17 protein-coding genes are annotated in these 19,140 nt (G+C 73.8%); 1 reads left to right on the forward strand and 16 read right to left on the reverse strand.

What is annotated here, in order from left to right; genetic code table 11:
• Positions 1-9 precede the first annotated feature (9 nt).
• Positions 10-771, forward strand: a complete 762-nt coding sequence (locus tag BMY61_RS30265; protein WP_042446274.1) for an SDR family oxidoreductase — start codon at positions 10-12, stop codon at positions 769-771.
• A 22-nt stretch (positions 772-793) separates the two neighbouring features.
• On the opposite strand, the gene BMY61_RS30270 is transcribed toward BMY61_RS30265, so the two are convergent.
• The 16 genes from BMY61_RS30270 to BMY61_RS30345 all read right to left on the reverse strand — a co-directional run.
• Complete coding sequence (locus BMY61_RS30270) at positions 794-1,495, reverse strand: hypothetical protein (RefSeq protein WP_042446278.1); 702 nt, start codon at positions 1,493-1,495, stop codon at positions 794-796.
• A 113-nt stretch (positions 1,496-1,608) separates the two neighbouring features.
• Positions 1,609-2,394, reverse strand: a complete 786-nt coding sequence (locus BMY61_RS30275; protein ID WP_042446281.1) for an enoyl-CoA hydratase/isomerase family protein — start codon at positions 2,392-2,394, stop codon at positions 1,609-1,611.
• A 139-nt stretch (positions 2,395-2,533) separates the two neighbouring features.
• Positions 2,534-2,764: a helix-turn-helix domain-containing protein gene (locus tag BMY61_RS30280; RefSeq protein ID WP_042446284.1), complete on the reverse strand. Its 231-nt coding sequence runs from the start codon at positions 2,762-2,764 to the stop codon at positions 2,534-2,536.
• Positions 2,765-3,114: 350 nt separating this feature from the next.
• Complete coding sequence (locus tag BMY61_RS30285) at positions 3,115-4,713, reverse strand: ABC-F family ATP-binding cassette domain-containing protein (RefSeq protein ID WP_042446285.1); 1,599 nt, start codon at positions 4,711-4,713, stop codon at positions 3,115-3,117.
• A gap of 112 nt (positions 4,714-4,825) precedes the next feature.
• Entirely contained in the window at positions 4,826-5,581 is a 756-nt protein-coding gene (locus tag BMY61_RS30290; protein WP_143094586.1) for an outer membrane protein assembly factor BamB family protein, read from the reverse strand.
• 37 nt (positions 5,582-5,618) lie between these two features.
• The gene (locus BMY61_RS30295) at positions 5,619-5,951 is read right to left on the reverse strand and encodes a YnfA family protein (protein ID WP_143094587.1); all 333 of its coding nucleotides are present in this window, start codon (positions 5,949-5,951) and stop codon (positions 5,619-5,621) included.
• Between the two features lie 134 nt (positions 5,952-6,085).
• Entirely contained in the window at positions 6,086-7,246 is a 1,161-nt protein-coding gene (locus BMY61_RS30300; protein WP_052438607.1) for a GNAT family N-acetyltransferase, read from the reverse strand.
• Positions 7,243-8,034 (reverse strand): Wzz/FepE/Etk N-terminal domain-containing protein, encoded by a 792-nt coding sequence (locus tag BMY61_RS30305; protein WP_052438608.1) that lies wholly within the window; start codon positions 8,032-8,034, stop codon positions 7,243-7,245. The genes BMY61_RS30300 and BMY61_RS30305 overlap by 4 nt, the downstream gene beginning before the upstream one ends.
• Complete coding sequence (locus BMY61_RS30310; RefSeq protein WP_052438611.1) at positions 8,024-9,211, reverse strand: glycosyltransferase; 1,188 nt, start codon at positions 9,209-9,211, stop codon at positions 8,024-8,026. Before BMY61_RS30310 ends, BMY61_RS30305 begins: the two co-directional genes overlap by 11 nt.
• Positions 9,208-10,038 (reverse strand): polysaccharide deacetylase family protein, encoded by an 831-nt coding sequence (locus BMY61_RS30315; RefSeq protein WP_082014950.1) that lies wholly within the window; start codon positions 10,036-10,038, stop codon positions 9,208-9,210. The genes BMY61_RS30310 and BMY61_RS30315 overlap by 4 nt, the downstream gene beginning before the upstream one ends.
• Positions 10,028-11,839, reverse strand: a complete 1,812-nt coding sequence (locus tag BMY61_RS30320; protein WP_063773229.1) for a lipid II flippase MurJ — start codon at positions 11,837-11,839, stop codon at positions 10,028-10,030. Before BMY61_RS30320 ends, BMY61_RS30315 begins: the two co-directional genes overlap by 11 nt.
• On the reverse strand, positions 11,836-13,266 hold the full coding sequence (locus BMY61_RS30325) for an O-antigen ligase family protein (RefSeq protein WP_236655975.1): 1,431 nt from the start codon (positions 13,264-13,266) through the stop codon (positions 11,836-11,838). The genes BMY61_RS30320 and BMY61_RS30325 overlap by 4 nt, the downstream gene beginning before the upstream one ends.
• A gap of 4 nt (positions 13,267-13,270) precedes the next feature.
• Entirely contained in the window at positions 13,271-14,770 is a 1,500-nt protein-coding gene (locus tag BMY61_RS30330) for a sugar transferase (protein ID WP_042446295.1), read from the reverse strand.
• 154 nt (positions 14,771-14,924) lie between these two features.
• Positions 14,925-16,103, reverse strand: coding sequence for a glycosyltransferase (locus BMY61_RS30335; RefSeq protein ID WP_063773232.1), 1,179 nt, complete (start codon positions 16,101-16,103; stop codon positions 14,925-14,927).
• A 187-nt stretch (positions 16,104-16,290) separates the two neighbouring features.
• Positions 16,291-18,732, reverse strand: a complete 2,442-nt coding sequence (locus tag BMY61_RS30340) for an MFS transporter (RefSeq protein ID WP_082014951.1) — start codon at positions 18,730-18,732, stop codon at positions 16,291-16,293.
• 160 nt (positions 18,733-18,892) lie between these two features.
• Positions 18,893-19,140 (reverse strand): SRPBCC family protein (locus BMY61_RS30345; protein WP_177240394.1); only part of this gene is annotated, 248 nt, incomplete at its 5' end.

Consider the following 19,140-nt stretch of genomic DNA (forward strand, 5'->3'; position numbering starts at 1 on the left):
CAAGGAACCATGGATCTTGGACTGGCCGGACGCGTCTACATCGTCACCGCCGCGACACGGGGCCTCGGCTTCGCCAGCGCAAGGGAGTTGGCGGCCGAGGGCGCACACCTCGTCATCACCGGACGGGAGAAGGAATCCGTCGCCGAGGCCGTCGACGCGCTCGGCGGCCCCGAGCGGGTCGAGGGCGTCGTCGCCGACAACGCCGCGCCCGACACCGCGGAGCGCCTGGTCGGCGCGGCGCTCAGCCGCTTCGGGCGGCTCGACGGCCTGCTCGTCAGCGTCGGCGGCCCCGCAGCCGGCACCGCGCTGGCCACCCCGGAGTCGGCGTGGCGCGACGCCTTCGAGTCGGTCTTCCTCGGCGCGCTGCGGCTCGCCCGGGCGGCGGCGGACGTCCTGACGGAGGGCGGCGCGATCGGCTTCGTGCTCTCCGGCTCCGCCCGCGAGCCCATCGCCGGCCTGGCCGTCTCCAACGGCCTCCGCCCCGGCCTGGCGATGACGGCGAAGACGCTCGCAGCCGAGCTGGGCCCCGAGGGCATCCGCGTCTTCGGCCTTCTCCCGGCCCGTATCGACACCGAACGCGTCCAGCATCTCGACGGCCTGTCGGCCGACCCGGCCGCGACCCGCGCCGCGCACGAGGCGTCCATCCCGCTGCGCCGCTACGGCCGCCCGGAGGAGTTCGGCCGGGTGGCCGCCTTCACGCTCTCGCCTGCGGCGAGCTACCTCACGGGCGTGATGATCCCGGTGGACGGCGGCGCGCTGCACGGCATCTGACGCCGTTGCGCCCGCAGCTCGTTCAGCGCGGTGTGCAGACGGTGATCCACTCGCTGTCACGCGGCCGGTACTCGTACCGGCCGAGCAGACCCCGGACCACGGCGGGCATGTGGGCCGCGCCGTAGACGACCGCGACGCGGATCGGCTCGTGCTGGTGCTCCTCGTGGATCCGGCTCAGGGCGTCCACCAGGCGGGCGTCGCGCTCGTCGAGCAGGGCGTGCTGCAGGTCGCTGTTGGCGCGGGCCTCGGCCCGCCGCGTGGTCGGGTAGTCCTCGACGGCCAGGTCCTGCTCGACGAAGGCTCTCGGGCCGCGCAGGGCGAACCAGAGGCCGAGCAGCGGTGCCAGGAGCAGCAGCAGCGGGTACTGCCAGTGGATCGACCTGCGGACCCCCCGCATCACCTCGGCGGCGGCCAGATCCGGCTGGACCACCGGGATGTCCTTGGTCAGCAGCGGTGCGTCGTTCTGCTGCACGAGCCCGTTGCGCGACCGGCGCGGGGCGAAGCGGTAGGCCATGGTGAGCATCCCCGCCTGCATCGACCGGCCGGTCACCCCCTCGGCCACGACGATGTCGCAGGTGTCCACCCGTCGGCGGACGTCGGCGTAGAAGGCCGGCGTCCCGATGTGGATCATCGGGAACAGGACGAAGGTCATCGGGCTCCCCCGACGCCGCAAGGTGATCACGGCCGACCGCACCGCGTAATCGGTGACCTCGATGAACAGCATGCCCGCCTCCCCCCGTGCCGCCCGGGCACGGCGGCTGCCACCCACTGTCGGACGCGGCGTCGTCCGCGTCAACGGCACGGACAGCACGGACGGCACGGAGGGGCGCGGTTCGGCTACTCCGCGATGCCCGCCAGGTCGCGCAGGCGACGCAGCTGGGAGGCGCGCTCAGCGGCCCGCTGCTCCTCGAGCGTGCGGGCGCCCGCGCCCTGGAGGAGGGCCTTGGTCTCGATGACCGCGTCGCGCGGCGACGCGAGCAGCGCGGCGGCCAGGTCGGACGCGGCCGCGTGCAGCTCGGAGGCCGGGACGACGAGGTTGGCGAGGCCGATGCGCTCCGCCTCCTCCGCGTGGACCCAGCGGCCCGTCGCGCAGATCTCCAGGGCACGGGCCGGACCGACGAGGTCGACCAGCGGCTTGGTGCCGGTCAGGTCGGGGACCAGGCCGAGCGCGGTCTCCTTCATGGCGAACTGGACGTCCTCGGCGACGACGCGCAGGTCGCAGGAGAGGGCGAGCTGGAAGCCCGCGCCCACCGCGTGGCCCTGGACCGCGGCGACGGTGACCAGGTCGGGCCGACGCCACCAGAGGAAGCCCTCCTGGTACTCGGCGATGATCGCGTCGCCGTTCGGGCCCTTGGCGATATCGATGAAGGAGACCTCGCCGGGGATGCCCTCGGGCGTGAAGGCCTGCCGGTTGAGGCCTGCGGAGAAGGAGACGCCCTCGGCGCGCAGCACGACGACGCGGACGGTGCCGGGGAGCTCGCTGCCGATCGCGGCGAGCGCACGCCACAGCGCGGGCGACTGCGCGTTGCGGCGCTCCGGGCGGCACAGCGTGACGGTGGCGAGCTCGCCCTCCACGTCCAGGCGGACGCCGGCCTCGGCCCACTCGTCAACGTGATCGGTCACAGGTTCCTCCGGCAGTCGCGCGAACGTGGCTACTGAAGAGTAACAACGTCGGCGAGGCCGATCCATAGCCGGAGCATGACGAACGACGGCCAGGGGGAGGAGACCCGGACCGCCGTTGCGTCAGGGTTGCGTCGGGACGTCAGCCGGCCGCAGCGGCGGCCTTCGCCTTTCCGCGCGTGGCTCCACCGCGACCGCGCAGGTTCACCCCGGACTCGCTGAGCATGCGGTGGACGAAGCCGTAGGAACGACCCGTCTCCTCCGCGAGCGCGCGGATACTCGCACCGGAGTCGTACTTCTTCTTGAGCTCGGTCGCGAGCTTCTCCCGCGCGGCACCAGTCACCCGGCTGCCCTTTTTCAGAGTCTCGGCCACCCGTGCCTCCTCGTAGCAGTGCTCTGTTGGAATCCCATGATCACCCATGGGGGCCTCCATGGCCACCCATTCGACAAGGTCGATACCGGGATTCCTGGCCGGAACTGGTGTCGCCGCGCACACAGGGAGCGCACGGCATCTGGCCGCACGCCCCTGGGCACAGCGGGGCCGTCCCGCGAAATTGCTGATCAGCAGCGGTAATTGAGCATTGCCGAAGATTGCGGATTCCACAGAATCCGAGCCGCGCTCAGCAGCAGAACACGCAACAGCCGATATGAGGTCTTCTGGGCCAGATGCATGATCCCTCGCCTAGTCGAACAGTTCCGACCCGGCGTTTTGCTGCTGATAATTCACGCGAGCGACACGAGGTCCCCGTAACTTTCGTTCCAGAGGTCCTCGACACCGTCCGGCAGCAGAATGATCCGCTCGGGCTGGAGGGCCTCCACGGCGCCCTCGTCGTGGGTCACGAGCACGACCGCGCCCTCGAAGGAGTGCAGCGCGCCGAGGATCTCCTCGCGGCTGGCCGGGTCGAGGTTGTTGGTGGGCTCGTCCAGCAGCAGCACGTTCGCGCTGGAGACCACCAGCGTCGCGAGCGCCAGACGGGTCTTCTCGCCACCGGAGAGCACGCCGGCGGGCTTGTCCACGTCGTCGCCGGTGAAGAGGAACGAGCCGAGGATCTTGCGGACCTCGACCAGGTCCATGTCCGGAGCGGCGGAGCGCATGTTCTCCAGGATCGTGCGGTCCGCGTCCAGGGTCTCGTGCTCCTGGGCGTAGTAGCCGATCTTGAGGCCGTGGCCGGGGACGACCTGGCCGGTGTCCGGCGCCTCCACGCCCGCGAGCATGCGCAGCAGCGTGGTCTTGCCGGCGCCGTTGAGGCCGAGCACGACGACGCGGGAGCCCTTGTCGATGGCCAGGTCGACGTCGGTGAAGATCTCCAGCGAGCCGTAGGACTTCGACAGGCCCTCGGCCGTCAGCGGCGTCTTGCCGCAGGGGGCCGGGGTCGGGAAGCGCAGCTTGGCGACCCGGTCGCTCTGGCGCACCGCCTCCAGGCCCGAGAGCAGCTTCTCGGCACGGCGGGCCATGTTCTGCGCGGCGACGGTCTTGGTGGCCTTGGCACGCATCTTGTCGGCCTGCGAGTTGAGCTGCTGCGCCTTCTTCTCGGCGTTGGCGCGCTCGCGCTTGCGGCGCTTCTCGTCGGCCTCGCGCTGCTGCTGGTAGAGCTTCCAGCCCATGTTGTAGACGTCGATGCAGGTGCGGTTGGCGTCCAGGTAGAAGACCTTGTTGACGACCTCGTCGACCAGCTGGACGTCGTGGGAGATGACGATGAAGCCGCCCTTGTAGGACTTCAGGTAGTCCCGCAGCCACAGGATCGAGTCGGCATCGAGGTGGTTGGTCGGCTCGTCCAGCAGCAGGGTGTCGGAGTCCGAGAAGAGGATCCGGGCGAGCTCGACGCGGCGGCGCTGACCGCCGGAGAGGGTGTGCAGCGGCTGGCCCAGCACGCGGTCCGGCAGGCCCAGGCTGGCGGCGATGGTCGCGGCCTCGGCCTCGGCGGCGTAGCCGCCCTTGGTGAGGAACTCGGTCTCCAGGCGCGAGTACTTCTTCATCGCCTGCTCGCGGGTGGCGCCCTTGCCGTTCGCCATCTTTTCCTCGTTGATGCGCATCTTGCGCAGCACCTCGTCCAGCCCGCGGGCGGAGAGCACGCGGTCGCGGGCGAGCACGTCGAGGTCGCCGGTGCGCGGGTCCTGCGGCAGGTAGCCGATCTCGCCGCCGCGGGTCACCGAGCCACCGGCCGGCTGGCCCTCGCCGGCGAGGACCTTGGTCAGCGTGGTCTTGCCGGCGCCGTTGCGGCCGACCAGACCGATCCGGTCACCTGGGGCGACACGGAACGTCGCCGACTCGATCAGGATCCGCGCGCCCGCGCGCAGCTCGATGTCGTTGGCGACGATCATGGTGAAACCACTCCCGGGGACGGTGCGCGGCGGCGCGCGGTGGCGCACTCGCGATGGATGCGGCCAGAACCGTCCGAACGGCCTGTGCAGCAGGAGGCAACAAGCCTCCAGTCTACCGGGCGGCGCAAACGCATTCCTTGGCCGGACGGCCCGTCGCCGGGTCCACGGCGTAGGGTTCGCGCCTCGGCACGACGAGCACGTCGGCGTCCCCGTCCGGCCGCGCCGCCAGCCGCACCGGTGCGACGGTGGGCTGCTGCCAGCGTCGTCCGTCGAGGCTGTACCCCTCCAGCTCGGTCCCCCCCGCCCCGTCCGCGCAGTCACGCCGGGCGAGCACCCACGCGCCCAGGTGCAGCGGCCCCGCCGGGCCCTGGTCGCGGAAGCTGCAGCCGACGGGCGGCAGGGTGGAGGTGCGGAGAGTCCCGTCGTCGGTGTTGTAGGTCATCACCACGTCCCGGGTCAGCGCCAGGAACGTTTCTCCCGCGCCGAGCGGCACCAGCGTCAGGGGCGTCCTCGCCCCCACCCCCGGCACGTACCGGTGCCACCGCACCACAGCGGGCTCCGGCTCCATCCCGGTCAGCTCCCCGTCGTCCCACCGGGCGACGGTCGTCGCACCGACGGGCACCAGCCGCAAAGCCCGATGCCCGCTCCGGCGGTAGCTCCACGCCACCGCGCCGCTGCGGGCGTCGTACGCCTCCACGCCCCCACCGGCCCCCACCCGCAGCGCGTCGGCGTCGGTCCGCCGCGTCTGCGCCACCACCTCGTCCCCGAACGGCGCCGGCCTCGCCGCCCGGGCCGCCTGCCCGACCAGCGCGAGGCCCGCGAGCAGCACGACGGTGAGCAGGACCCGGAGGGAGAGGCGGGAACGCATGCACGCCACGGTAAGGGCTCGGCGGCACGCTGCCCGGCTAGGCGCGCGGCTGGTAGATGATGATCCCCGCGCCGACCAGACACACGGCCGCGCCGACGAAGTCCCACACCGACGGCCGGAAGCCGTCGACCAGGACGCCCCAGGCGAGCGAGCCGACCACGAAGACGCCGCCGTACGCCGCGAGGACGCGGCCGAAGTGGGAGTCCGGCTGGGCCGCCGCGACGAACCCGTACGCGCCCAGCGCGAGGACCCCGCCGACGGCCAGCAGCCAACTGCGGTGCTCGCGCACGGCCTGCCAGATCAGCCAGCAGCCACCGATCTCGGCGAGAGCGGCAAGGACGAAGAGGAGAACGGAGCGAGTGACAGCCACTGGCCTAGGTTGCACCATCCAGGGGCGCGGGGAACCGCGCGACAAGCCATCTGAGCAGTTGGCCCCCCGGTAACAGGGCCATCCGCACGCCGTTGGTTTCTCGCGCGGTTCCTCGCGCCCCTGGGGGATTGCACCTACAGCTTCGACTTGAGGACCCGCACGCGGCCCCGGAGCTCCTTCACCCACGGCATCCGCCGCCGCGCGAACTCCTTGGCCCGCTCCTCCGCGCCCGCCAGGTACGCCGTGACCGCGACCGCCGGGGCGGAGCCCAGCAGCAGGCGCTCGTTGTGCGACGGGTCCGGGCGCCACCGCTGCTTGTACGGCTCGTCGCCGCGCAGCAGGCTCAGCTCGGTGCGGCCGGTGCTGACCGCGTGGGCGAGGGACTCGCCGAACAGCATGCCGGCGATGTCGACGCGCTCACGGGCCTCCGGATGGACGCCGTAGACGTACAGCGCCACCATCGCGTGGCTCTGCAGCATCAGGTCACAGGCGATGAGGCGCCCGTCGAGGCGGTACTCGCGCAGCTGGGCGCGTTCCGTCGCCGCCATGCCGGTGGCCGCCGCGCGCAGGTGCGAGGCGAAGCGTTCCCGCATGTGCTCCGGGGTGGCACCGCGTTCACGCCACTGCAGGGCGTGGAGGGCGAGCATCCGGTCCACCGCCTCGGGGGCCTCCCACGGCGGGACGAGCCGGACGTCGACCCCGGCCGCGGCCAGCTTCCGGAGCTTGACCTTGGTGCGCTGGGCCGTGCGGCCGGGCAGGCGGGTCAGCAGCTCGTCCATCGGGACGCCCGGCAGGTGCTGGACCAGTGAGGCCGGCAGCTTGCGGGCCGCGCGCGGCCAGTGGGCGAAGAGCCGGTGGATCGCCGCGTCGCCGCGGACCTCGGGGAGATCGAGGCGGGCGAAGGGCCCGCGCAGCTCCGCGGCCAACGCCGCGGCCAACCGAGCCGCGCCCTCCTCGGCGTACTCGGCGTCCAGCAGCACGTCGTGGAAGTCGGTGATCTCCGCGCCGAGCGGCCGCAGGGCCGCGCCGTCGCGGTAGAAGGGGGCGAGGGCGATCAGCCGCCCGTCACGACGGACCGTCACCAGGCGCAGCCGCCCCGGCCGGCCGTAGCTGTGCCACCAGGACGCGAGCCAGGCGTGGCACTGGAACGGCGTCGCACCGGGGCTCTGCTCCTGGAGCGCGTTCCACTCCCCTGCGAGGGCCTCCAGCGCGCGCTCGTCGCGCAGCACGACGGTCTCGTAGCGCGGCGCCGCGTCCACGGGCCCGGCGGCGTCGGAACGGACGGCGGTGGTCATGCGCCCGACCCCACACCCGATCCGGCGGTCTCCCGCTGCTGCTCGGGCACCGGCGCGGCGGCCGCGTCCAGCGGCTCGCCCGCCGCGACGACGGTCTCGCCCTCGCGGGCCAGGCGCGTACCGCCCGCACCCGCCCCCGCACCCGGGCGGACCAGCAGCGCGAGGCTGCCCAGCAGCAGACCCGCCGCGCCACCGACGGCGACGTCGAGGCTGCGTGAGGGCGAGGACGCCGCGGCGGGCGCGGCGGCCTGGGCGAAGGCCATCAGCTTGACCCGGGTCTGCTTGGCGGTGGTGCCGCCGAAGGTGACCATGGACCGGGCCACCGCGTTGGCCTCCTTGGCCGCCAGCCGGGCCGAGGTCGCACTGCCGGTGATCTGGATCATCGGGGCGTCCGGAGAGGTCTGCGCCTGCACCTCCTGGGCCAGCTGCCGGATCGGCACGCCCGTCTCGGCGCTGGCGCTCGCCAGGATCTCGGGCTGGGCCACGACCCGGCCGTAGGCCTGGGCGAAGCTCGTCGCGGACGCGTTGTCCGCGCCCTGGTCGGCGACGACCATCACGTAGGCGTCGGCCTGGTACTGGGGCGTCGCCACGAGCGCGTAGCCGCCACCGGCGACGGCCCCGGCCGGCACCGCGACCAGCAGGGGCCACCACTTGCGCAGCGCCGAGCGCAGCGCCGCCGACCGGCGCTCGACGGCGGCGGGCGCGGGGGCCGAGTGTGCGCCGCCCTTCCCGCCCCTGGGCTGCTCGACTCTCGCCCGCTCGGTTCCGGGCAGTTCGCTATCGGGCACGGCTCATCTCCTTCGGGGGTGCGATGCGGTGACGGGGCTCCGGGACGCCCGCGAGTTCCGCGTAGACCGCGGCCACGCGCGGGGCGAGGCGGGCGATGTCGTAGCGGGCGGGCACGGGGCCGACGGTGCGCGGCGGGCGGCGGGCGAGGACGGGGGCCAGCGCGGCGGCGTACGCCGACGGGGTGGGTTCGGTGCGGGCGCTGCCGCCGCGGCCGAGGGCCAACTGCTCCTGCATGGGCAGCTCGGCGAGCGCCGGGCCCGAGGACCAGAAGACGGGCAGCCCCGCGGCCAGCCCCTCGACCAGGACCAGCCCGAACGTCTCCCCCGCCGAGGGCGCGGCCAGCGCGTCCATGGTGGCGAGCAGCCCCGGCACGTCGTCGCGCTCACCGGTCAGCACCACCCGCTCGCCGACCCCGCGCTCGCCCGCCTGGGCGAGGAGCGCGTCGCGCTCGGGGCCCGTGCCGACGATCAGCAGGTGCGCCTGGGGCGGCAGCAACGTGAGCGCGTCCACCAGGACGTCGAAGCGCTTGCCCGGCACCAGCCGGCCCACCGCGCCGATCACGAACGCGTCGGCGGGCAGCCCCAGGGAGGCGCGCGGCACCGCGTCGACGCGGTAGGCGGTGGGGTCGATGCCGTTGGGCACCACCCGGATCCGCTCGTCCGGCACGTCCCAGGTGCGCAGCTGACGGGCCGTCGCCTCGGAGACGGCGATGGTGACCCGGCCGAGCCGCTCGGTGGCCAGGTACAGACGCCGCACCGCGGCGCTGGTGCGGCGGCCCTCCAGGACCCCGGGCTGGAGCGAGTGCTCGGTGGCCAGCACCGCCCGCACCCCCGCCAGGCGGGCGGCGAGGCGTCCGTAGACGCAGGCCCGGTAGAGGTGGCAGTGGACCAGGTCGTAGCGGCCCTCGCGAATCAGCCGGACCAGGCGCGGCACCGCGGCCAGGTCGCGGTTGCCGCGCATGTCCAGCTCGTGCACGGTGACGCCGTCGGCACGCAGGCCGTCGGCGACGGTGCCCGCCTCGCACAGCGCGACGACCTCGCAGTGGATCCCGGGCGGCAGATGCCGTAGCAGCAGCCGCAGCTGCTGCTCGGCGCCGCCCGCGTGCAGGCCGGTGACGACGTGCAGGACGCGCAGCTCGGGCCTCGACTCGGACGGGTCGGCGACGGGCGCGCTCACGCGCTCCACCCCCGCAGCGCGTGGCGGACGCGCTTGGCGCTCAGGCGCAGGCCGCCGTCGCGTTCCCCGACATAGCAACGGGGCAGCGCCCAACGGCTGGTGGCGGACTGGTGGCAGATGCCCGCGCCGTAGTCGTAGCCCGCCGCGGCGACGGCCTGCTCGGCCGCCTCGTCGACGGCGCCGTACGGGTAACAGAAGCCGGTGACCGGCCCGCGCACGACGCTCTCCAGCGCCTCGCGGCTGCGCCGCGTCTCGGTCGTGAGCTCGTCCGCGGCGAGGCCCGTCATCCGGCAGTGGCTCAGCCCGTGCGAGCCGATCTCCACGCCCGCGTCGGCCAGCTGCCGCACCTGGTCGATCGTCACCAGCGGTTTGCGCGGCGCGTCGGCGTCCCACGCGTTGTGGCCGCCCATCCGTCCGGCGACCACGTACAGGGTGGCGGTGAAGCCGTGGGCCCGGAGCAGCGGCAGCACCTGGCGGGGGAAGTCCGCGTAGCCGTCGTCGAAGGTGAGGCCGACGAGGCCGTCGGCGGCCTGCTGCTCGTACGCACGGACCAGCTCCCGCATGGAGACCCCGCGCAGGCCCCGCCGCCGCAGCCAGCCGAGCTGGGCGGCGAAGCGCTGCGGGGAGACGGTCAGCAGGTACGGGTCCTGCGGGCCGCTGTCGACGGAGTGGTACATCAGCGCCCACGGCGGCCGGCCTTCGAGCGCGGGGCGCTCGACGGGTCCGGCCGGGCGGCGCGGCGAGGCGCTCCCGTCCGGCTGCGGCTGGGCCACGACACCCGGCTCACCCGGCGCCTGGACTCCACCCCGAAGCGGTTCAGCGACCATCGGTCTCTCCCCTCGCTTGTTGGAACTCTGCGCCGTGGGCGCCTTCGACTCCCCCACCCGCACCTGCCCCGCCGTCACCCGTGCCGCCTTCTTCGGCTGCCTGACCGCTGCGCTGACGGACCACGGCCGGACGCCGGCCGGCCACCCGGCCGCGGACGGCGGCGAGCGCGGCGTCCGCTCCCGGGGCGCGCAGCGCACCGGCGAGGGCGGCGAAGGAGAGCAGACCGACCACCGTGCCGAGCAGCAGCGGGAGGACGGGGCCGAGGGCGTCCAGCCCCGGGATGTTGGCGGCCAGCCAGGTCGGCACCGCCGCTCCGGCCGCGGCGAGCAGCAGCCGCGCCTGCCCGCCGAGGACGGTGTGCAGCCGGATCGGGATCCCTCGCGCGCGCAGCGCCATCAGCAGCAGCACGGCGGTGACGCTGATGCCGACGGCGTTGCCGGCGGCGAGCCCGGCCGCGCCCACGAACGGGGTCAGCCCGGCCGCGACGGCGACGGTGACGAGCAGGCCCGCGCCCATCGACCAGATCGGGTACCAGTCGGTCCGGTCCAGCGGCCGTGCCCGGCCGTCGCGGCCGAAGCCGACGGCGGGACGGGCCGCGAGATAGGGCCGGATCAGCGCGCCGACCAGGCCCTGGGCGAGCAGCCCGAGGCTGTAGACCCGCATCAGCACGGCCGTCGCGGCGGTGTCGGCCGCCGTGAACGCGCCGCGTTCGAAGAGCACCGCGACCAGCTGCGGGGCGCAGGCGAAGACCACGACGGTGCCGGCCAGCACGACGGCGCCGACGACCCCGAGGTCCTTCTCGGCGCGGAGCCGCGCGCCCTGGGTGTCGCCCTCGGCGAGCGCGCGGGCGATCAGCGGGAAGGTGACGGTGCAGACCAGGATGCCGATGATCATCACGTTCTGGGCGACCTTCTCGGCGTAGTTCAGGTGCGAGATGGTGCCGGGGGGCAGCGAGGAGCCGATGAAGCGCTCGACGAAGATCTGCGCCTGCCGGGTCAGCGTGAACAGCACGACGGGCAGCAGCGCCATCGGGTTCAGCACCGGCTCACCGACGCTCGCGCCGCGTACCCGCCACACCGTCAGACGGCTGACGTGCCGGGCGAACGACGGCAGCAGCACGGCCACCATCAGGACGCTGCCGAGCGCCACGCCGCCCGCCGCCGCGCGGACCCCGAGGGTGCCGTGGAGCAGCAGCATCACCGTCAGGATGCCGGCGTTGTAGGCGATGTAGACGGCCCCGGGAAGGGTGAAGCGGTGGTGCGAGCGCAGGCCCGCGCCCAGGTAGCCGACGAGGCCGAAGGGCAGCACCGTGACGGCGGTGAGCCGGGTGCAGACGATCGCCAGCTGCGGGTCGGCCAGGCCGGGTGCCAGGACGGTCACCAGCACCGGCGCGCCGACGGCGACCACGGCCGACATCACCGCCAGCGCGAGCGCCAGCGGCGGCAGCGTCGCGGCGACCAGGGCGCGGACCGGGTCCGGGGCCTCCTCGCCGCTCTCCTCCAGCTGTCCGCGGGCGGCCAGGGCCGCGCTGAACGCGGGCACGGTGAGGAACGCCATGCCGTCCTCGATCAGCAGCGGCGCCGCCGTCTCCGGCACGGTCCAGGAGACCAGGAACGCGTCGGTCGCGGAGCCCGCGCCGTAGAAGCGGGCCAGCAGCAGGTCCCGCAGCAGACCGAGGACCGAGCCGACGGCGCTGAACAGGGCGGTGACGCCGAAGGCCTTGGCGACGAAGCCGCGCCCGTGCCGGGCCGGAGCCGCCGGCGCTTCCTCCGTCGCGTCCTCGGTGGTCGTGACGGTCACAGCGAGGCCTCCCGCAGGGTCTGCGCGGAGCGAGGGCCGGGGATGGCCGCCAGGCTGCCCCGGGCCAGGGCCGACGCGCACAGGCCCAGCACCACCGAGATCAGCACCGTCGTGGTGCCGCCGATGTCGGCGTAGAGGAAGTCCACCATCTGCCAGACCAGCAGCCCCACCACCACCGGCGTGCGCCACGCCCCGAGCGCGGTGCCGAGCAGCAGCGCGAGGAACGCGGTGATCCCGATCAGGCCCTGCTCGCTGAGCACCAGCATGTACATGTTGTGCGGGGAGAGCAGCGGTTCCCTGGAGTAACCGGCGCCCGCGCCGCCGGTGTCGCTGCCGGAGGAGAGCCGCAGCGGCGCGTGGGCGTCGCGGAAGTACGGGAACTCCTTCGGGCCGACGCCCGTCAGCGGGTGCTCGCGCCAGATCCGTCCGGCCGTGGTCCACAGGTCGTAGCGGTCGGTGACGGAGTGGTCGGCCGCGCCGGTGACCTGGCCGATGCTGCTCAGCCGGGCCGTCACCGAGCCGTCGTCGCCGCTGCCGCTGCTGAGGACGCCCGCGGCGGTGAGCCCGCCGATCAGCACCACACCGGTCGCGGCGACGAGGACGCCGCCGCGCAGCAGCAGCCGGATGTCGGTCAGCGCGAGGACCAGCGTCGCGGCGACGGCCGTGGCGATCCAGCTGCCGCGGCTGAACGAGAGCGCGAGCGGCACGGCCAGCGACCCGGCCGCCAGGCCCCACCAGGCCGCGGCCCGGCGCCGCCGCTCGCGGCGCGCCTCCAGCGACAGGCCGAGCGCGGCCAGCAGGCCGAAGCTGACGACGACGGACATGGCCATCACGTCCTGCGCGCCGAAGGTGCCGACCGCGCGGGAGTCGCCACCGGCGAAGGAGGCGCCGGTGCCGGTGACGTACTGCTCGACGCCGACCCCGCCCTCGACCAGCGCGGCGGTGGCGAAGGCCGTCAGGGCGAGCCGCAGGTCGCGGCGGTCGCGGACGGCGTGGAGGACGGCGGCCGGCACGATGACGAAGATCTGCACGAAGCGCACGAAGCCCGACAGGCTCTCGTGCGGGTCCTGGGAGGCGGCGGTCGCCACGCCGACGGCGAGCAGCACGGCGGCGAAGAGCAGCGCGGTCGGCCGGGCCAGGAAGCGCGTGCGGCGCCACAGCGCGACCGGCAGCGTGACCGCGACCAGCGCCAGCGAGCCCACGTCCGCCGGGGTCACGTGCACGGCGGCCGTGACGTCCTGGTTGCCGAGCGGCACGCACACCAACAGCACCGTCAGTGCGACCAGCTGCGCCGGGCTCAGCCCCGCCCGCAGCCGCGGCCACCACAGCGCCGCCGGCCCGCCCCGCGCTCGCAGGCCCGGCCGCTCGGACCGATCGGGCCCTCCCGGCCCATCGGGCCTCGCCTGCTGTCCCAGTTCTGGGGACACCCCGTCAACTCCCGTCCGTCCGCAGAACAGCGAGCACCGTGCGGAGCAGGATCTTGACGTCCTGCCACAGGCTCCAGCTGTCGATGTAGTAGTTGTCGAACCGTGCCCGGTCCTCGATCGAGGTGTCTCCGCGCAGGCCGTTGACCTGTGCGAAGCCGGTGAGGCCGACCGGCACGCGGTGACGCTCGCGGTAGCGCGGGTAAGCCTGGGCGAAACGCATAACGAAGTAAGGGCGCTCAGGTCGCGGGCCGACCAGGCTCATCTCGCCGCGCAGCACGTTCCACAGCTGCGGCAGCTCGTCCAGCGAGGCGCGACGCAGGAACCGTCCGACCGGACCGAGACGGTGGTCGTGGGCGATGTTCCAGCGGGTCGCCGACTCGTGCTCGTCGACCGGGCGCAGGGTGCGGAACTTCAGCACCGTGAACGGGCGCCCGTCCAGGCCGATCCGCTCCTGACGGAAGATCACCCCGGGGCCGCCCTCGAGCCGCACGCCGAGCGCGCAGACCAGCAGCACCGGGGAGAGCAGCAGCAGCCCGAGCCCGGCGAAGCAGGCGTCGAACGCGCGCTTGACCGCCCAGCTGGGCCGCTGCATCGGGTTGCTGCCCAGACGCAGACAGGGGAAGCCCCACAGGTGGTCGCCGACGGCGGTGCGCCGACCGGCGTGCTCGAACGCCCCGTAGTCGGGGAAGCTCGGCACGAACCAGACGTCGCAGCCGAAGTCGGTGGAGATCCGCAGCATCTGCGGCGCGCGGTCCTCGTCGGCGCCGCCGCCGGTGAGGATCACGTCGCGGATGCCGCGCCGCGGCACCTCGCGGACCAGCACGTCCGGGCCGCCGAGGACAGGGACGGGGAAGTCGGCCGGCAGGAAGATCGGGTCGGCGTCGACGAAGCCGATGGGCCTCAGCCCGTACTCGGGGTGCTCCAACAGCGCGGCGGCGATCCGCTGCCCGACGTGCCCGGCGCCGGCGATCAGCGTGGGCCGCGGCGCGCGCCGACGGCGGGAGCGGATCGCGCGGTAGACCAGGGCGCGGCCGAGGGAGTCCAGGGTGAGGTGCGCGAGGAGCAGCAGGATGAGCACGCGCACGTCGGCCGGGATGGTGGTCGGCAGCGCGAAGGGCAGCAGCACCGTCTGCAGGCAGCGTTCGAAGGTGAGCGCGAAGGCGAGCGCGATGGTGGCGCGCCCGGCGAGCCCCGGCAGCTCGTCCAGCACCGAGGGGGCGAGCCGCAGCCGGTACTGCCCGCCGGAGGAGTACATCAGCACCAGCGCCGGGAGCAGTCCGCAGGCGGCTCGCAGCGCGACGGCCGCGCCTCCCGGCAGGACCAGCGCGAGCGCGCCGACGGCCGCCAGCGCGTCCACGGCGAGCAGGGCGACCGGCAGACCGGTGCCGCCGCGCACCGCGGGGGCACCGGCGGCGGAGGAGTGGCCGGAGCCTTGCCCCCGGACGTGTTCGAGGCCCACCGCCCCGACGCCCGCGGGCAGTTCCTCGTTGTCGATCGTGGTCATCCGCGCACGTACTCCCCTGCCGGAGGTAGCACCTGCCGCCGCGGTCGGCACCGACGCCGTCTCACGGAGAAAGGAATGAAGCAGGCAAATAGGACATTACAGAATTTCTACTCGGATTCCGGAGGCCGGGCGGGGGGTTTCACACCGTTGACCATTAGTCAGATCTTTTGACCGGTCGACGCTGCGCCTGACTCGGCGCGGCGGGTGCCGGAACGCGCCGCGACTGCAACACCGCGTCGTACACCTGGCCCATCAACATCCTTGTGGCCCGCAGGTCATGACGCTCCGTCGTCCGTGTGCGGGAGCGCCGCCCCAGGTCCGCGGCGAGCTCCAGATCCGACAGCAGCCGGACGAGGGACGTCGCCAGCGTCCGGGTGTCGCCGACGGGCACCGGGAACTGCTGGTCCCCCAGGATCTCCCGGGCCCCCGCCACGTCCGTCAGCACCACCGGTCGGGCACACGCCATCGCCTCCAGCGGCGCCAGCGCCATGCCCTCCCAGCGCGACGGCAGCACGGTGAGGTCGGACGCCGCGTACCACGGCCGCGGATCCTCCACCCGCCCCGCGAACACCACGCTCTCCGGCACACTCAGCCCCGCCGCCAGCTCCTCCAGCACGCCCCGGTCCGGCCCGTCCCCCACCAGGGCGAGCCGCGCGTGTGGCAGCTCCGCCAGCACCTCCCCCCAGGCGCGGAGCAGCAGATCCTGCCCCTTCTGCCGGCACAGTCGGGCCACGCAGACCGCCAGCGGCGCGTGCTGCGACAACCCCAGACTGCGCCGGGCCCGCTGCCGGGACGGCAGCGCGGCAGGGTCGTAGCGGTGCAGGTCCACGCCGTTGGGCACGAGCGCCCAGCGGGCGTGCAGCCCGGCGGCCTGGCCGTGGGCCCGCTCCGACTCGCTGACGCACACCAGCCGGTCGCTCCAGCGCGTCGCCCAGCGCTCCCAACGGGCGATCGCCTTGGCGGTCGGCCCCGTCACCGCCTCGAACGACCACGCGTGCGGCTGGAACACCGTCGCCACCCGCGAGCGGATCGCGAGCCGCCCGACCAGCCCGGCCTTGCTGCTGTGCAGGTGCACCAGGTCCGGCCGGGCCTCCGCGACGATCCGTCGCAGCGCCATGAGCTCCTGCGGCAGCCCGGCGCCAGGGGCGCGTTCCGCACCCCACGGCACGAGCCGCGCACCGCTCGCCGCGACGTCACGGGAGAGCCGCCCGCCTTCGGGACACGGGCACGCCACCACCACGGCATGCCCGTCGGCGACCTGACCGCGCACCAGATCGGCCACGACCTGGGCGACGCCGCCGTCGACGGGCTGCGAGACATGGAGGATGGTCAAGGGTTCACAACTGGGCACGTCGCGCAACCTATGCCGGTGGGCGGGGAACGGGCGCTCCGCGCTCACCCGGCCGGTGGATAGTTCTAACTCGACGGGTGAGTGGGCGTCACTTGTGAGGGACGTGTGTCGTTAGACGCGACGGGGGTTGCACCATCAGGGGCGCGAGTCTCCTCGCGCCCCCGGAGGGCTAGTCGTCCAGCCGGTGCGACAGGTGCAGGTCCCGCTCGGTGTGGCCGTCCTCCAGGCGCAGCGCCGTGGCCACCGGGGGGTAGCCCGCGGCGATGACGGTGTACTCGCCCGGCTCCAGGTCGGTGAAGCGGAACGCGCCGTCCTCGCCGGTGAGGGAGGCCGCCACCACCGCGCCCGCCGCGTCCAGGAGGGTGACCCTGGCGTCCGCGACCGGTCGGCCCGCCGTGGTGCGGACGGTGCCCTTGAGGGTGCCGCTGCCGGCGAGGGTGACGTCCTGGCGGGTCTCGACGTTTGGGGCGACGTCGACCGCCAGCGCCCCCGGACGGTAGGCCCGCGCGCTCACGGTCAGCGTGTACGTCCCCGAGACCAGGTCGCGGAACGCGTACGCACCGTCGGAGTCGGCGTGCGCGCTCGCCACGACCTCCCCGTGCGGGTCGGTCAGCGTCACGGACGCTCCCGCGACGGGCGCGCCCTCCGCGCTGCGGATCGCACCGGCGAGGCGGCCCGTGCCGCCGAGGACGACGTCGAGCTCGACGGGGCGACCGCCCACCGTCACGGTGACGGCCTGCGGCTGGTGGCCGGGCGCCGCGGCGATCAGCACGTAGTTGCCGTTGCGCGGCGCGGCCAGCGCCCAGCGGCCGTCACCGCCGCTGCCGGTGCGGGCGATCTGGTGGCCGTCCAGGTCCACCAGGGTCAGCACCGCGCGCGGCACGCCCGTCCGGTCCGTCTGCAGAACCGCGCCGGTGACCGGGGTACCGGTCGCGGCCTGAGTCACCGTCTGGGCCGGAACCGCGGAGACCGACGCCGAGGCCGGCTCCGCTGCGGTGAAGTCCTCCGACGCGGCGTGGGTCACCAACGGTTTCTCCTTCATCAGGAAGCCGAGCAGGAAGCCCAGCGCCAGCACCGGCGCCAGGTAGAGGAAGACGCGCGGCATCGCGGCCGCGAAGGCCTGCACGTACGCGTCGCGCAGCGACGCGGGCAGGTGGTGGACGAGCTCCGGGGTGATCGAGTTGTCCGGCTTCAGCCCGCGCTGCGCCAGCTGGTGCGCGAAACGGGAGGCGAAGACCGTGCCGAAGACCGCAGCGCCGACCGAACCGCCGATCTGCCGCATGTAGTTGTTGGCGGAGGTGGCCGCGCCGATGTCGCCGGGGGCGACGGAGTTCTGCACGGCCAGCACCAGCACCGGCAGGACCAGGCCGACGCCGAGCCCGAGCACGGCCATCGCGACGCTCTGGACGGCGTAGGAGCTGTGCGCGTCCAGCAGCCCGAGGAGGACCATGCCGACCGTGCCGAACGCTCCGCCGAGGATCGGGTAGATCCTGTAGCGACCGAAGCGGCTGATCAGCTGGCCGGTGCCGATGGAGGCGACCACGACGCCGGCCATGAGCGGCAGCATCTTCAGGCCGGAGCCGGTGGCGCTGGCCCCGTCGACCATCTGCAGGAAGCTCGGCAGGTAGCTGGCCGCACCGAAGAGCGCGACACCGACGACGAGGCCGATCAGACCCGAGAGGGTGAAGACGCCGTCGCGGAAGAGCCGCAGCGGGATGGCGGGAGCCAGACCGCGGCGCTCGGCCCACAGTTCGGCGGGGACGAACAGCACGAGCGAGAGGACCGCGCCGCCGATCAGGCCGAGGATGACCGGGGAGTGCCAGGCGTACTGGCTGCCGCCCCAACTCGTCGCCAGCACCAGGCAGGTGCCGACGGAGGCGAGCAGCAGTGCGCCGAGCCAGTCGAGCCGCCCCACGGCGCCCGGGGTGCGCCGGGTGCGGCGCGGCAGGACCAGGGAGACCACGAGCAGGGCGATCATGCCCACCGGCAGGTTGACCCAGAAGCACCAGCGCCAGCCGGGCCCGTCGGTGAACCAGCCGCCCAGCAGCGGTCCGGCGACCGAGGAGAGCCCGAAGACGGCGCCGATCAGGCCCATGTAGCGGCCGCGTTCCCGCGGCGAGACCACGTCGGCGATGATCGCCTGCACGCCGATCATCAGTCCACCGCCGCCGATGCCCTGGATCGCCCGGTAGGCGATCAGCTCGTTCATGCTGTGGGCGAGGCCCGACAGCACGGAGCCGACGAGGAAGACGACGATGGCGAACTGGAAGACCGGCTTGCGCCCGATCATGTCGCCGAGCCGGCCGTAGACGGGCAGGCCGATGGTGGAGGCGAGCAGGTAGGCGGTGACGACCCAGCTCATCCGGCTGAGGCCGTTCAGCTCGCCCACGATGCGCGGGAGGGCGGTGGCGACGATGGTCTGGTCGAGCGCCGCCAGCAGCAGGGCGAGCATCAGCCCCGCGAAGACCAGCCGGATCCGGACCGGTGGTGCGGCCGCCTCCGGTGCGGCCGCTCCCGGTGCGGTCGCCCCCGGTGCGGCCGGCGGTTCGAGTGGTGCGCGGAGGGACTCGATCGCGACTGCGTCGCGCACGGCGTCGTCGATCACTGGCATGCCGCGATCCTTGCAGCCTGCATCCGATCGGCCGGACCGTTGCGATCATCGCACCGATTCGGCCGATCCGGCTTCACCTGCGGGGATGTGACGTCAAGTCGACAATGCCGCTCGGGTGATCGGTTGCCAGATTCACCCGTCCGGAGTGGTGGCCGCGCGCTCAGGCCACCGCAGTCGCCAGGCGGCCCAACACCTCGTCGTGGATACGGTTCAGGCCCTTGGGCGCGAAGGTCCGCTCGAAGAAGCCGCCGATGCCGCCCGCGCCGGTCCACGTGGTCTCGATGACCACCTTGGCCTTGCCCTCGCCCGCCGGGGTCACCGTCCAGGTGATGACCATCGAGGAGTTGGCGTCCGTCTCGACCAGGCGGCCCGGGGTCGGCTCGGTCACCGAGAAGAGGCAGTCACGCA

Source organism: Streptacidiphilus jiangxiensis, assembly GCF_900109465.1.
GTDB lineage: Bacteria > Actinomycetota > Actinomycetes > Streptomycetales > Streptomycetaceae > Streptacidiphilus > Streptacidiphilus jiangxiensis.